This is a genomic window from Rhizobium etli CFN 42 (assembly GCF_000092045.1).
GTDB lineage: Bacteria > Pseudomonadota > Alphaproteobacteria > Rhizobiales > Rhizobiaceae > Rhizobium > Rhizobium etli.
In genome coordinates this window covers 2497395-2511697 of sequence record NC_007761.1, presented here as the reverse complement: position 1 = coordinate 2511697, position 14303 = coordinate 2497395, and the positions used below count along the sequence as shown (strand labels likewise).

Sequence of the window (14303 nt, the reverse complement as noted above, 5' to 3'; positions counted from 1 at the left end):
CTCAAGGCCTCGGCTTCATTACGGGTGGTTGGCGATGAAGCCCGCGACGTTTTCCTTGGTTGTCAGCGTGGCATCCAAGAGCTGTACTGGGGGTACCTTTCCACCGGCGACGAGCTTGGCGGCGTTTTCAACCGCATCGCGTCCCATTTTCTGCGTCTGCTGGGTCGCCGTCACGTTGAAGACGCCCTTGCTGAGCGCTTCGAGAGCCGCAGTGTCGCCATCGAAGCCGCCGACTACGATCTTCTGCGAGGGATTGGCGACCTTGATCGCCTGAGCTGCGCCAAGTGCAAGGCCATCGGCCTGTGCGAAGACGATCGAGACATCAGGATTTGCCTGCAGCATATTCTGCATGATCTGGAAGCCTTCGTCCTGGCTCCAGATGTTCGAATATTGCTCGGCAACGACCTTCACATCAGGATAGGCCTTGAGGGATTCGCCGCAGCCCTTCGAGCGATCGACTTCCGGCGTCGTGCCTTTCTGGCCATGGATGATGACCATCTTCCCCTTGCCGCCGGCTTCCTTCAGAATGTAGTCGCACACCGCCTTGGCAGACGCGACGGAATCGGTTGCGAGGAATGTATCGCCCGGCGCGCCTTCGGCGTTGCGATCGACGTTGACGACGGGAATGCCGGCGTTCTTCGCGAGTTTGACCGGAACGGTTGCCGCGGCGGCACCTGCCGGAATGTAGATCAGTGCATCGATTTTCTGGGTCAGAAGATCCTGGATCTGGTTGACCTGCGTCGGCCCGTCGCCCTTCGCGTCGACCGTGATAACCTCGATGCCGCGCTTCTTGGCTTCGGCTTCGACCGATTGCTTGATCTGGTTGAAGAAGTTTGCCTGAAGGTTGGCAACGGCCAGACCAAGCTTTTTCAGTTCCGCCGCGTGAACGGGACCGAGCATGAGACCGAGCAGTGCAGCGGACGCGAGCATGGTGCGCGCAATTTTCATTGTAGTTCCTCCGTTGTTTGATGGACCCTAGGGTATGTCCTCCCCCTGGGGTTATTGATCCGCCCCGAATTTTAGGGACGGAATTCCGTGTCCGCCAACGCGGCGGACCATGCGCGTCAGGCGCGGCGCCGACGAATGGTCTCTGCGCCGACCGCAAGCACGATGACGATCCCGATGATCACCTGCTGCAGGAAGGGCGAAACGTTGAGAAGATTGAGGCCGTTGCGAAGCACGCCGATGATCAGGACGCCGATCAGCGTTCCCCCGATGCCGCCCGCGCCGCCGGAGAGCGATGTCCCGCCGATGACGACCGCGGCGATGGTGTCCAGCTCATAACCCAGGCCGCTCGACGGCTGGACGGAATCCAGGCGGGCGGCGAGCACGATGCCTGCGAGCCCCGCAAGGACGGCGCTCACGACATAGACTGATATCGTCACCAGCGGAACGTTGATGCCTGCGAGGCGTGCGACTTCGGGGTTGCCGCCCACCGCGTAGAGCATGCGGCCTTCGGAGCGGAAGTGCAGGAAAAGCCACGCCGCAAGAACGACCGCGAGCATGAGGAAGACCGTGGCCGTCATGACGCCGAAATGGCGATCGATCGCCAGCATCATGAACCAGTCGGGGAAGCCGACGATCTGCTGACCGTCGGTGATCATGTTTGCTACGCCGCGCGCCGCCGACATCATCGCAAGCGTGGCGATGAAGGCTGGAACCCTGAACTGCGTCACCAGCAGCCCGACGATGAGGCCGGAAACGGCCGATGCGATCAGCGCGAAGGCGATCCCGACAGGCAGCGGCAGACCAGCGACGTTGGCGGTCCAGCCCATGACCATCATCGCCAGGGCAAGTGCAGAGCCGACGGACAGATCGATGCCGCCGATCAGGATGACGAAGGTCATTCCAACTGCCATGATGCCGAGGACGGTGATCTGGTCGAGGATATTGAGGCCGTTTCTAACCGAAAGAAACGTGTCTGTGCTGAAGCTCAGAAAGATACACAGCGCGAGCAATCCCACCAGCGGACCGGTAGCTCCCTTGAGCTTTCCGAGCCAAGCGCCGGACGAAAGCCTGTGTTCATTGATATCGAGCGCCACCATTTCTCCTCCCTATGCCTAGGCTTGTATCCGATATTTGTGCAAGCGAGAATAATTATTCACTCGTGCTGGAAAATTCATTAACAACTTGCTTTCCGGCTGTCAACTCTATTTGTACCAGCATATCCTCGTTAGACACCTCGTTTGGAGGCTTGACTAATCGGTGTGTTGTGCAAAAATATTGATAACTGAATATTTATGCATCAAGAGGAACCTTATGGATACGACAGAACTTGAGCGCATTGCCCGCCAGATCCGATTGCGCGATCTCCAGGCGGTCTTTGAAGCGGGCGCCGGCCACATCGGCGGGGAGATGTCGGTCATCGACATTTTGACCGCGCTCTATTTTCGTGTGCTGAATGTCTGGCCGGACCAGCCGAAGCATCCCGACCGCGACAGGTTCGTTCTTTCAAAGGGACATACGGCTTGCGCCCTCTATGTGACACTCGCAAAGCGCGGCTTCATCCCGGAGGAGGAGATTTCCACCTTCCTGCAGCCGCATTCGAGGCTGAACGGGCATCCGAACTGCAACAAGGTTCCTGGCGTCGAAACCAATACCGGTCCGCTCGGCCACGGCCTTCCGGTCGCGGTGGGAATGGCGAAAGCCGCCAAGCTCTCGGGCGCTGGATATCATACCTATGTCGTTACCGGCGACGGTGAGATGCAGGAGGGCTCCAACTGGGAAGCGATCATGGCGGCAGCCCAGTTCAAGCTCGACAACTTGACCTTGATCATCGATCACAACAGGTTCCAGCAGGGCGCAGCACTTGCCGAAACCAACGATCTCGCTCCGCTTCGTCCGAAGCTCGAAGCCTTCGGCTGGGAAGTCACCGAGATCGACGGCAACAATATGGGCGAGATCGTTCCGGCTCTCGAACGCCGGGGTTCAGGGCCGCACTGCATCGTCGCCCATACCAACAAGGGCCACGGAATCTCCTTCATGCAGGACCGGGTCGAGTGGCATCATAAGGTGCCGAGCAAGGAACAATACGAAATCGCATTGGCAGAATTGTCGGAGGCACTGTAATGAACGCGCCAGTAAACCCACCCAAGCTTCACGATTGCCGCGACGCATTCGCCTCCACGCTCGAGCAGCTGGCAGCTGAAAACGAAATGATCGTTGCCGTCTGCAACGACTCCGTCGGTTCCTCCAAGCTCGGCGGCTTCAAGGCGAAGTTTGGAGAGCGCCTCGTCAATGTCGGCATCGCCGAGCAGAACATGGTCGGCGTCGGAGCAGGCCTCGCCAATGGCGGACGGCTGCCCTTCGTGTGCGGCGCCGCGCCGTTTCTCACTGGCCGGTCGCTGGAGCAGATCAAGGCCGATATTTCGTACTCGAATGCCAACGTAAAGCTGGTGGGCATCTCTTCCGGAATGGCCTATGGCGAACTGGGGCCGACTCATCACTCGATCGAAGACTTCGCCTGGACGCGGGTCCTGCCCAATCTTCCTGTTATCGCGCCCTGCGACCGGATCGAGACCGCCGCTGCCGTTGCCTGGGCAGCGACCTACAGCGGTCCCTGTTTCCTGCGTCTGTCACGGGTCGGTGTGCCCGACCTTCTGCCGGAGGGCCACAGGTTCGAACTCGGCAAGGCGAATCTCCTCCGCCAAGGTTCCGACGTCACGCTGATCGCCAATGGCACCTTGACCCATCGCATCGTGAAGGCTGCCGAGATTCTCGCCGAACGCGGCATCGATGCCAGGGTGCTCAATCTCGCAACGGTTCGTCCGATCGACGAGGAGGCCATCATCGCCGCGGCTAGGGAAACCGGAGCGATTGTCACGGCCGAAGAGCATTCGATCTTTGGCGGGCTCGGCTCCGCGGTCGCCGAAGTGGTGGTCGATAATGCCCCGGTGCCGATGAAACGTCTCGGCGTTCCCGGCGTCTACGCCCCGACCGGTTCGGCAGAGTTCCTGCTCGACGAATACGGGATGTCGCCATCCGCCATCGCCGACGCTGCACAGGCGCTGATCAAGCGCAAGTAATTGGGATCGCGTGAAGCGGCCGGGGCGCATTTGCCGCCGCGGCCGCCGCCTGATCTGTGGAGGATAAAATGCGGGCAATTCTGGCAATCGACCAGGGTACGACCAATTCAAAGGCAGTTCTCGTTTCCGAAAAGGGAGAAATCATCGGCAGGGGTTCCGCTCCAGTCGGCATCTCCTATCCGAAGGAAGGCTGGGTCGAACAAGATCCGCGCCGGCTCTACGCATCGGTCTGCGAAGCGATCGACGCCTGCCTGAAGGCCGGCCCCGATGCGACGATCGAGGCCGTAGCCATTTCCAACCAGCGCGAGTCCGTTACCGCCTGGGATGCCGAAACGGGAGATGCGCTCGGACCAGTGGTCAGCTGGCAGTGCCGTCGAACGGCGCCGGATTGCGAACGTCTCATTGTCGAAGGCCGCCTCGACCGTGTGCAGGCGCTGACCGGCCTGCCATTGGATCCGATGTTTCCGGGTTCGAAATTCCGATGGCTGCTCGACCGGATCCCGGCCGGGCGATCGGTGCGGCTGGGAACGGTCGACAGTTGGCTCATTCACTGCCTGACGGGCGGGCGCCGGCATGTCTGCGACGCTTCGAATGCCGCCAGGAGCCAGTTGTTCGATCTCAGGGAACAGAGATGGAGCGAGGAACTTGGCGAGATCTTCGGCGTCGATATCGCGCTCCTGCCGGAGGTGCTCGACAGCTCTGGCGATTTCGGCAGAACGCAAGGATTGCCCGGGGTGCCCGACGGCACGCCTATCATGGCCGCGATCGGAGACAGCCACGCAGCCCTGTTCGGCCATGGCGCATTCAAGCCGGGCGACGGCAAGGTGACCTTCGGCACCGGCTCTTCGGTCATGACGACGCTGCCGCAATTCATCGCCCCGCGCAATGGCATCACAACCACCGTCGCATGGCGCATCGCGGGAAAGCCGACCTTCGCTTTCGAGGGCAATATCCTCGTTTGCGCCGCCAGCCTTCCCTGGATGGCGGATATTCTTGGCCTGGCTGACGTGGCTGCCCTCGTCGAACTTGCGGCGAGCGCCGGGCCGGGCGCGCCTGGCTTCGTGCCGGCGTTCGTGGGGCTGGGTGCGCCTTACTGGAATTCCGGCGCCCGTGCTTTGTTCTCCCAGATCAACTTCAATACGACACGCGCGCAGATGGCGCGGTCGGTAACCGATTCCATCGCCTTCCAGGTGCATGATGTGATCGCGGCCATGCGGGCGCAGAGCGGCGGCGAACTCGGGGCGCTCTATGTGGATGGGGGACCGAGCCAGAACCGCTTTCTGATGCAGTGCGTCTCGGATCTTATAGAGCATCCCGTGATCCAATGCGAAGCACCCGAGGCGTCGGCTCTCGGCGCCGCTTATCTGGCGGGCCTCTCCCTCGGCTTGTGGAGCGATCTCCAAGTCGTCTCGGAGCTGCCGCGAAACAGCCAGACCATCGAGCCGCAGGTCATGGACCGAGAGGCCCTTCTGGCGACCTGGAATGATGCGCTTGCCCGCTCGACGTCCCGCGAAACACAGGCTAAAGGTGAATAAAAATTCACTCCGGGATCAGCGATGACTCGCCTCAACGAACTCCGCCTCATTTCAAGGGTCGCCCAGATGTACCACATCGAGGGGCGGCGGCAGGCGGAGATCGCACAACACCTTCGCCTGTCGCAGGCGACGGTATCGCGCATGCTCAAACGTGCCGAGGCCGAAGATATCGTGCGAACCAGCGTCATCCCTCCCGTCGGCACCTATAGCGAGCTCGAGGGCGCGCTTCGCGAGAAATACGATCTGCCGGAGGCGATCGTCGTCGAATGCACCGAAGACCGGGACGGCGCCATCATGGCCCGCATCGGCGAGGCGGCGGCGCATCTCCTGGAGGTGACGCTTGCGCCAGGGGAGATCATCGGCGTTTCGAGCTGGAGCCAGACCATCTTCAAGATGGTCGAGAACATTCACCCGCAGAAGAGCGCTCAGGCGAAATATGTCGTCCAGACCCTGGGAGGCATGGGCGATCCTTCCGTGCAGACGCATGCGACGCAGCTGACCACGCGGCTTGCGCGGCTGACCGGCGCCGAGCCGAAACTGCTCCCCGTGCAGGGCGTGACGACATCAAGAGAGGCAAAACTGCTGATGCAGGCCGACCCCTTCGTCCGCGAGACAATGGACCTATTCGGCAGCATCACGCTGGCGATTGTGGGCATCGGAGCCGTCGAGCCCTCCGAACTTCTCGCTCGATCCGGGAATATCTTTTCGTCACGCGAACTCTCCGATCTCGCGGAAGCGGGAGCCGTCGGCGATATCTCACTGCGCTTCTTCGATAAGAACGGCAAGCCGGTCAAGACGCCGCTGGACGACCGGGTCATAGGGCTTCCACTCGAGGATCTCGAACGGGTGGACCGGGTCATCGCGCTTGCCGGCGGTGCCAAAAAGACCAACGCTATTGCAGGTGCACTCCGCGTTGGGGTCATCGACATGCTTGTTACGGACAAGTTCACCGCGCAGCGATTGATCGACTGAGGCAGACTGATTTTGCCGGCCTCAATGCGCCGTCCCATCCACGATGACATGATCGTGGTCCATAGAGCATTTCTCCACCCGGGCCTCGACCCGATAGATCTCCCGCAGCATCTCGGCGGTGACGACGTCCCTGGGGGCGCCGCAGGCGTGCATGCGGCCGTTGGGGATGACCAGCACCTTGGCGATCAGGACGAGCATGGCTTTGGCGCGCGCCCGGCGGCGCATGAAATCGAGCACGTGGATCTGACGGTGGAGGTCTAATGCGCTTGTCGGTTCGTCCATCAGCATGATCTCGGGCTCGCGCACGAGCGCCCGGGCGACGGAGACGAGCTGGCGCTGGCCGTCGGCCGACCAGCGCGGTGATGATGCCGATCGGGAAGACGACGGGCGCGCGCCCCCGAAATCGACTTCGAGACGATCGAGGTCAGCGACAACAGCAGCGCGCCTGCCAGGATAGAGCCCGGCAGGAAGGTGCTGATCGTCGACGGCAATATGGGCAGGGAGACCTGGGTCAAGGGCCTACAAAAGCTCTGGACGAAGATCACTGGCAAGCCTGCGGCGAGCCACATGTCGCCGGAAATGATGGCGCGCCATCAGAACATCCGCTCCCGCGTACACTTTGCCAAGGAGATGCCGGTCGAAGCGGTGGTCGATCTTCTCCGTCAGGGGGCTTTACGGATATCGTGGTCGACCGCAAGCTCGGGGATACTCACTGGGCACAGGCGCGATACTGTTCCTGCGCGGGTTGGAGCGCATGGTGCAGGAGCGGTTTGCGATTTGTGCGCGTAAGCCTGGGTAATGGGATAGGTTAGCCGCCGCACCGTTGCCTGGCCCTTCGCGTAGGCTCAGGGCGTTCGACGCTGCGATCGATTCACTGGATCGATCGCTCCCGCGTCGCGGGACCGCCTCTCACCCACCAGTGACACTCATGTGCCGGGCCACAGCTGGCCTATTATGCGTCCGGTCGATGATGAAGTCGTGGCCTTTCGGCTTGCGGGTGATGGCCTCGTCGATGGCGGCGTGGAGGAGGGCGTCGTCTTCGGTGGCGCGCAGTGCGGCGCGCAGATCCGCGGCGTCGTTCTGGCCGAGGCACATATAAAGCGTGCCGGTGCAGGTGAGCCGGACGCGGTTGCAGCTCTCGCAGAAATTATGGGTCATCGGCGTGATGAAGCCGAGGCGGCCGCCCGTCTCGGAAACCCTGACGTAACGCGCCGGGCCGCCGGTCTGGTAGTCTATGTCGGTTAGCGTGAACTGACGTTCGAGATCGGCGCGCAGTTCTGAGAGTGGCAGGTATTGGTCCGTGCGGTCCTCTTCGATCTCACCCATCGGCATGGTTTCGATGACGGTGAGGTCCATGCCGCGGCCATGGGCGAAGCGCAGGAGATCGGGTATCTCGGCATCGTTGAAATTCTTCAGCGCCACGGCGTTGAGCTTGATTTTGATGCCGGCCTTCTGGGCGGCGTCAATACCTTCCATGACCTTGTCGAAATCGCCCCAGCGGGTGATCTTGCGGAACTTGTCGGGATCAAGCGTGTCGAGCGAGACGTTGATGCGGCGCACGCCGCAATCATGAAGCTCGGCGGCATGGCGGGAAAGCTGTGAGCCGTTGGTCGTAAGCGTCAGCTCATCCAGGCCGGAGCCGATCTTTGCGCCGAGCTTGCGCACCAGATACATGATGTTCTTGCGCACCAGCGGCTCGCCGCCGGTCAGCCTGATCTTGCTGACGCCCTTGGCGATAAAGGCGGAACAGAGGCGGTCGAGCTCTTCGAGCGTCAAGAGATCCTTCTTCGGCAGAAAGGTCATGTTCTCCGCCATGCAATAGGTGCAGCGGAAGTCGCAGCGGTCGGTGACGGAAACGCGGAGATAGGTGACCGCCCGGCCGAAAGGGTCGATCATCGGATGTGCATCAGCCGTGAGCGGCGATGCGTTGCCTATCGTTCCCACTCTGTTATTCACCAATTCCTCCGCGGGGGGATTTGAAGCGCGCCAAGCGGGATGGCCCCGTTTTTCAAGCGACAGGTTTCTATTTGTGCATATGTGATTGCCCCGTCAAGGGAAACGGATCTCGCACACGCTAATTTGCGCTTGCCTCGAAAAAGCCGAACGCCTACTTCTCCAGGGGAAAGAGGATGATAGAGATGAGCGATATCTGGCCGAGCGAACTTCGCGTTTCAAAGGACCGGCAGCGGCTGGTGGTGACCTTCAACGACGGCCAGAGCTTCGACCTTTCGGCCGAACTCCTGCGCGTTCTTTCACCGTCTGCCGAGGTCCAGGGCCACGGGCCGGGGCAGAAGGTGACGGTGCCGGGCAAGCGCAACGTCGCGATCGTCTCGATGACGCCGACCGGCAATTATGCGGTCCGAATCGGTTTCGACGACATGCACGATACCGGCATCTACACCTGGACCTACCTGCGTGAACTGGGCGAACGGGGGGCGGAGCTGTTTTCAGCCTATGAGGACGAGCTCCGGGAAAAGGGCATGAACCGCGACACGGCGGAAAAGCCGCGCTGAATTTCAATCCATGGCCATCGGGGGACTCATGGCGAAAGCGAATAGGAAGAACTGGCTGCGCAACAAGGGAAGCGCGGCCGGCAGCAAGGTGACCTTCCTCGAGCTGTTCTTCGACCTGGTCTTCGTCTTTTCGATCTCGCAGCTTTCGCATGCGCTCGCCGCCCATTATACGCCGCTCGGCGCCGCCGAAGCGGCGCTGCTGACCTTCGCCGTCTGGTGGGTTTGGATTTTTACCGCCTGGGTGACGAATTGGCTGGATCCAGAGAAGATGCCGGTGCGCGGCATGCTGGTGGTGCTGATGATGCTCGGGCTGGTGCTTTCCGCGTCCATCCCTGAGGCCTTCGGCGACAAGGGACTGCTCTTTGCCGGCGCCCATGTGGCGATGCAGGTCGGACGCTCATTGTTTACGACCTATGCGATGACGCGCGTCGACCGGGCCAATACGCTGAATTTCGTCCGCATCACCGCATGGCTTGCGGTGGCCGGCGCCTTCTGGATCGGCGGTGGCCTGGTCGAACACGAAGCCAGGCTGATTGCCTGGATGGTTGCGCTTGCGATTGAATATGCCGGGCCAGCCGCAGGCTTTGCAGTGCCGGGGCTCGGCCGTTCGGTTCCAAGCGACTGGGACGTGTCAGGTGCGCATATGGCCGAGCGCTGCGCGCTCTTCGTTATCATCTGCCTCGGCGAAGCGATTCTCGTTTCCGGCCGTACCTTTTCCGAGATGCCGATCTCGGGACTGACAAGCATCGTCTTCGTCACCGGCTTCGTTGGCACCGTCGCCATGTGGTGGCTTTATTTCCGCTTCGGCCACGGGCGCGCCGCCCATCGCATCGAACATGAGGAAACGCCGGGTGCCTTGGCGCGGCAAGCTTTCACCTATGGGCATATTCCGATCCTTGCCGGGATCATCGTGCATGCGGTGGCGGTTGAATTCATGTTCTCGCATCCGCACGAGACGGGCGACTTCGGCATCGCCGCGGCGGTGCTCGGCGGCTCCGGCCTGTTCCTCGTCGGCAATCTCTGGTTCAAGGGCGCGACCAGCGGACAGATGCCGCTGTCGCATCTTGCCGGCCTGTTGCTGGTGGTCCTGCTGGCCTTCGCGGCGCCCTTCCTCGAGGTCTATCTGCTCGGCATCCTGGCGACGCTGGTGCTGATCATCGTCGCCGCCTGGGAATACCGCTCGCTGAGCGGCACATCGGCGGCGCCGTCATTGCATTGAACCTCACGCGCCTCGCATCGAACGTGGTTCATGCGAGGCGCTTGAGGGTCTTTTTATGCATGTCGTGCCCCCAAAACCGCTGCACACTTTTGGGCTACATGCATCAGTCATCGTCGCGCAGTTCCTTAAGCAGCACGGCGATGATGCGCTCCATTGAAGTGGCGGTCGCCATGCATTGTTCGATCGGTTCCTCGGAGAGCGTACGCTCGATGAGATCGGTCTGGATCGCCATTGCCGCCTCGGTCACTTTGCGGCCTTCGTCGGTGAGATAAAGGCGCAACACGCGCTTGTCGCGCTCGTCGCCGCGCCGCTCGATCAGCCGGCGCGTTTCCATCTGCGGCAGCAGCATGCTCATATTTGAGCGGCCGACGAGGAGCTTGCGCGCCAGCTCCTGCTGCGAGATGCCTTCGAAGCGGTAGAGATTGACGAGGATATCGAGGTGCGGCGGCTTGATGTCGAGATCGACAAGCGAGCGGGCCAGGGATTGCTGCATGAGCTGGCAGGCGCGAGCCACCGCGATCCAGCTGCGAAAACGCGGATGATCCCAGGGTAGGGATTGATTTTTGTTCATCGTTGTACTTTATTGTTCAGTGTTGAACAGTCTTTTGGATTCCCACTATGGCAAATTTCGCGCTTGAGGTCACCCGCCTCGGATTCCGGCTAATGCAGACGATTTCGCCGCGGCTGGCGGGCAGGGCTGCATTCCTGCTGTTCTGCCGCACGCCATCGCGAGGGCCGAAGGGCAAAAAGGCAAAGGCAGCGCATGCTGCTGGTGCGGCGCGGCTTGCCGGCGCGGAAAGCTTCGTGCTCAGGCTTGCCGGCGGTGCCAAGGCGCATGCCTATCGCCTGAACGGCGGGCCAATCGGCCAACGCAAACGCTATCTCATCACGCATGGTTGGGGCTCGAGCGCCGTCTACATGGCAAATCTCGTTTCGGTGCTGGCGGCGACGGGTGCCGAGGTGGTCGCGCTCGATTTTCCTGGTCACGGGCGGGCGGGCGGACGCTTCCTGCATATGGGGCTTGCTGTCCAGGCGATCGCGGCGGCAGGAGAGCGGTTCGGTGCATTCGACGCGGCAATCGGCCATTCCTTCGGGGGCGCGGCGCTGATGGTCTCGGCGGCGGGCCTGATCCCGGATGCGGCGCCCATTACTGGCGAGCGACTCGTGCTGATCGGCGCGCCAAGCGAGATGGCTTGGCTCTTTTCCGATTTCGGCGGGATGATTGGCCTTCGCCCGACTGCGCAGGCTGCGCTGGAGAATGAGGTTCATAGTGTCACCGGACGGAGACTCGAAGATTTCGACGTGAGCGAGACGGCCGGCATGATTGGTCGGCCTGTGCTCGTCATCCATGCTGAGGACGATAAGGAGGTGTCGCCGGCCCACGCCAGGCGTTATGACGCGGCCGGCGAGACTGTGCGGCTGCTCTGGGCGAACGGCCTCGGGCACCGGCGCATCGTCGGCGCGGCTCCCGTGCTCGGTGCGATCGTGGCCTTTCTTGAAGGCGACGCGGACGAGGAGACCGGCAAAAGTATCAAAAAAGATGCAGAGATCATTCCGTTTTTTGAGCTTCCGGCGAGGCGCGCGGCATTGTAGCGTCCGTGGCGAAGATCAGCCGCGGCGGGGCGCCTCATGAAAATTATCAGCAGCATTGAAGAGCTCGATACCATCTATGGTGCCGGGCTATCGCAGGCCTCGGTCGACAAGGTGACCAAGCGGCTGACGCCGCTCTATCGTCAAATGATCGAAATCTCGCCGTTTGCGGCGCTGGCGACCGTAGGCCCGGAAGGGCTCGATTGTTCGCCACGCGGCGATCTCGGCGGCGTGGTGCGCGTCGTCGACGACGAGACGCTGCATCTGCCGGATTGGCGCGGCAACAATCGTGTGGATTCGCTCTCCAACATCGTGCGCGACCCTCGGCTTGCGCTGATGTTCCTGATCCCCGGTTCGAATACGACGATGCGCATCAACGGACGCGGCGTCGTCTCCGACGATGATGCGTTGCTTGCAAGCTTCGAAATGGACGGCAAACATCCGCGCACCGTCGTCGTCATCTCGATCGACGAGGTCTATTTCCAGTGCGCGCGAGCGGTGATGCGGGCCGAACTCTGGAACGCCGCGCATTTCACCGATCCGGCGAATTTGCCGACGCCGGGCCAGATGCTGAAGGCCGCCGTCAGCGATTTCGACCAGGAAACCTACGACCGGGAATGGCCGGGACGGGCGGCGAAGACGATGTGGTAGGGTGTGATACCGAAGACGGCCACTCACCTCTCCATTCCTGTGACAGACACAGGAATGAGGGAGCAAGCGGCGACCTCGCGCTCCTGATGTCGAGAAAGTAATAGCCGTGGAGCGAACCGGACAGCATCTGGTGCCGTCACCTTATGGTGACAGCCTGCGTGTCGTGCGGATTACCGTCAGGCCTTGTAAATCAGCCAGCTCTTGCTGAAGTCCTTCTGCATGCCGTCCTGATAGAGGACGATGCAGTTGCGGCCGGCGTTCTTGGCGCCGTAAAGGGCGATGTCGGTCTTGCTGTAGAGTTCGCCGGCATCCTCCGCATTCGAGGCCATGCAGATGCCGATCGAAACGGTGATCGGGCCGTAATTCACCCGCGTGCGGGAATTCTTGAACGGTGTGGTTTCCAGCGTGCGGCGGATGCGTTCGGCGATCGCCGTCACTTCCTCGGCTGTGTTGCCCTCGATGATCAGGGCAAATTCCTCGCCGCCGGCACGGGCGACGAAGACGTCTCGCCGAACATTGCTGCGGATGACGGAGGCGACGGTGGCGAGGATCTTGTCGCCGACTGGATGGCCGTAGGTGTCGTTTATCTTCTTGAAGTTGTCGATGTCGGCGAGGAGCAGGGCCGTTACCGGGCGCATGCCGGGATTGTTGAAGACCGCTGCCAGCCGGTCATCGAAGGCGCGGCGGTTGGAAAGGCGCGTCAGCGAATCGGTGTTGGCGATGCGCTTGTATTCGTCGAGTTCCTTGCGGACCTGGTCCATCTCCTGCGAGCGCTGGACGACGTCCTCGACGGTGCGTTCGCCATGCGCCATGGTATCGCCAGTCGCCTGGCTCAAAAGTTCGATAGCGCTTTCGATCAATTCGACGCTGGCATTGCTCTTGGAGGTGATGCGCTTATGTGTCTCGCCGAGCAGCCTTGTATAGCTTTCGAGCGAACTTTGCTCCTGCCTCAGGATCCGCAGCAGGCCGTCGAGTTCGCCTGATATGCGCGTATGGGCATCGTCGAAAACGCGTGCGGGGCTGCTGGTGAAATACTGCGCGCCGAGCGCATCGAGTTCGGCCTGGGTCGCCTGGCTGCCGAGAGCTGCGAGTTCGCGGGTGAGCGCCGGATTGGAGCCGATATACGCCTCGTAGAAGAGTTCGTAATTGCGGGGTATCGGCGCGACGCCCATCGAGCGCATGGCGTAGGTGATCTGGCCCGCTACGTCGGGAACCTGCACCTTGGGCACGACAGCCGTATTCATCCGGCAAACTCCTCATTTCTTCGAAGGCAATATTTATTTGTTAGCTTAAATTTCTTGGGAAAAGATTAAAGCGACATATACCAAAGATTACATATGAAAACTTCGCAGCGGGTCAGTACTTCAAGTAGATCTATGATTTTTCAAGGAAAAACGTTTCCTTGTCGGGACAGTGCATGCCCGTTGCGCGGAAGGGAGTATTCGAAAAACTTACAGTTCTTTCTCGTTGGAGATCGTATTCATCTTGTCGACAGCAAGTTTTGGTTGTTTCCTATTCCCGAAGCATATGCGGAATGACAATTTTCACCGCCAAACTCGACGCTGCCAGAAAGCCAGGACGTAGACCCTGGAAAGGGTCCGCGCCATTTCTTTCGCCATCCTCGTTTTCATCGTCTTCGCAGGCGGCGCCTTGCTGCTGGAGCATGCCGGTCTCTTTGCCGGCACATTTCGGACGGAGATTCTGGCGCGGGTGGATAACGGAGATGTGACAAGCGCTGCAGAGGTTCAGTAAGGGCGAAAATATCGGAAGGGCGCGCCGTGCGGCGCCTTCTCCGGCA

General features: G+C 61.1%; 14 protein-coding genes and 2 pseudogenes. 9 read left to right on the top strand and 7 right to left on the bottom strand.

What is annotated here, in order from left to right:
• Positions 1 to 18 precede the first annotated feature (18 nt).
• Complete coding sequence (locus RHE_RS12260) at positions 19 to 948, bottom strand: sugar ABC transporter substrate-binding protein (protein ID WP_011425659.1); 930 nt, start codon at positions 946 to 948, stop codon at positions 19 to 21.
• 116 nt (positions 949 to 1064) lie between these two features.
• Positions 1065 to 2045 carry an ABC transporter permease gene (locus RHE_RS12255; protein ID WP_011425658.1) on the bottom strand — a complete coding sequence of 327 codons (981 nt, stop codon included), beginning with the start codon at positions 2043 to 2045 and terminating at the stop codon, positions 1065 to 1067.
• Between the two features lie 214 nt (positions 2046 to 2259).
• Here RHE_RS12255 and RHE_RS12250 point away from each other — a divergent pair, with 214 nt between their 5' ends.
• From RHE_RS12250 to RHE_RS12235, 4 genes are all read left to right on the top strand, one after another.
• Positions 2260 to 3069, top strand: a complete 810-nt coding sequence (locus tag RHE_RS12250) for a transketolase (protein ID WP_042118573.1) — start codon at positions 2260 to 2262, stop codon at positions 3067 to 3069.
• Positions 3069 to 4025 (top strand): transketolase family protein, encoded by a 957-nt coding sequence (locus tag RHE_RS12245; RefSeq protein WP_011425656.1) that lies wholly within the window; start codon positions 3069 to 3071, stop codon positions 4023 to 4025. Before RHE_RS12250 ends, RHE_RS12245 begins: the two co-directional genes overlap by 1 nt.
• A gap of 68 nt (positions 4026 to 4093) precedes the next feature.
• Positions 4094 to 5560: an FGGY family carbohydrate kinase gene (locus tag RHE_RS12240; protein ID WP_011425655.1), complete on the top strand. Its 1467-nt coding sequence runs from the start codon at positions 4094 to 4096 to the stop codon at positions 5558 to 5560.
• A 21-nt stretch (positions 5561 to 5581) separates the two neighbouring features.
• A complete protein-coding gene (locus tag RHE_RS12235; RefSeq protein ID WP_011425654.1) occupies positions 5582 to 6532 on the top strand; it encodes a sugar-binding transcriptional regulator in 951 nt (316 codons plus the stop codon).
• A 21-nt stretch (positions 6533 to 6553) separates the two neighbouring features.
• On the opposite strand, the pseudogene RHE_RS12230 reads toward RHE_RS12235, so the two are convergent.
• A pseudogene (locus RHE_RS12230) lies at positions 6554 to 6874 on the bottom strand (ATP-binding cassette domain-containing protein); the annotation flags it as partial.
• A 111-nt stretch (positions 6875 to 6985) separates the two neighbouring features.
• Here RHE_RS12230 and RHE_RS12225 point away from each other — a divergent pair.
• Positions 6986 to 7331 (top strand): annotated as a pseudogene (locus tag RHE_RS12225) (SAM-dependent methyltransferase); the annotation flags it as partial.
• Between the two features lie 110 nt (positions 7332 to 7441).
• Here RHE_RS12225 and moaA read toward each other — a convergent pair.
• Positions 7442 to 8488 carry a GTP 3',8-cyclase MoaA gene (gene moaA / locus RHE_RS12220; RefSeq protein ID WP_011425651.1) on the bottom strand — a complete coding sequence of 349 codons (1047 nt, stop codon included), beginning with the start codon at positions 8486 to 8488 and terminating at the stop codon, positions 7442 to 7444.
• Between the two features lie 182 nt (positions 8489 to 8670).
• Between moaA and RHE_RS12215 the strand changes: the two genes are divergently transcribed.
• Both RHE_RS12215 and RHE_RS12210 read left to right on the top strand, forming a co-directional pair.
• Entirely contained in the window at positions 8671 to 9045 is a 375-nt protein-coding gene (locus RHE_RS12215) for a gamma-butyrobetaine hydroxylase-like domain-containing protein (RefSeq protein WP_020921463.1), read from the top strand.
• Positions 9046 to 9073: 28 nt separating this feature from the next.
• Positions 9074 to 10264: a low temperature requirement protein A gene (locus RHE_RS12210; protein ID WP_011425649.1), complete on the top strand. Its 1191-nt coding sequence runs from the start codon at positions 9074 to 9076 to the stop codon at positions 10262 to 10264.
• 103 nt (positions 10265 to 10367) lie between these two features.
• On the opposite strand, the gene RHE_RS12205 is transcribed toward RHE_RS12210, so the two are convergent.
• Positions 10368 to 10835, bottom strand: a complete 468-nt coding sequence (locus RHE_RS12205) for a MarR family winged helix-turn-helix transcriptional regulator (protein WP_011425648.1) — start codon at positions 10833 to 10835, stop codon at positions 10368 to 10370.
• Positions 10836 to 10882: 47 nt separating this feature from the next.
• On the opposite strand from RHE_RS12205, the gene RHE_RS12200 reads away from it, so the two are divergent.
• Positions 10883 to 11857, top strand: coding sequence for an alpha/beta hydrolase (locus RHE_RS12200; protein ID WP_042118571.1), 975 nt, complete (start codon positions 10883 to 10885; stop codon positions 11855 to 11857).
• Positions 11858 to 11893: 36 nt separating this feature from the next.
• A complete protein-coding gene (locus RHE_RS12195; RefSeq protein ID WP_011425646.1) occupies positions 11894 to 12505 on the top strand; it encodes a pyridoxamine 5'-phosphate oxidase family protein in 612 nt (203 codons plus the stop codon).
• 176 nt (positions 12506 to 12681) lie between these two features.
• Here RHE_RS12195 and RHE_RS12190 read toward each other — a convergent pair whose 3' ends face one another.
• Together RHE_RS12190 and RHE_RS33590 are read right to left on the bottom strand one after the other, a co-directional pair.
• On the bottom strand, positions 12682 to 13749 hold the full coding sequence (locus RHE_RS12190; RefSeq protein ID WP_011425645.1) for a GGDEF domain-containing protein: 1068 nt from the start codon (positions 13747 to 13749) through the stop codon (positions 12682 to 12684).
• 268 nt (positions 13750 to 14017) lie between these two features.
• Entirely contained in the window at positions 14018 to 14170 is a 153-nt protein-coding gene (locus RHE_RS33590) for a hypothetical protein (protein WP_166486908.1), read from the bottom strand.
• Positions 14171 to 14303: the final 133 nt, after the last annotated feature.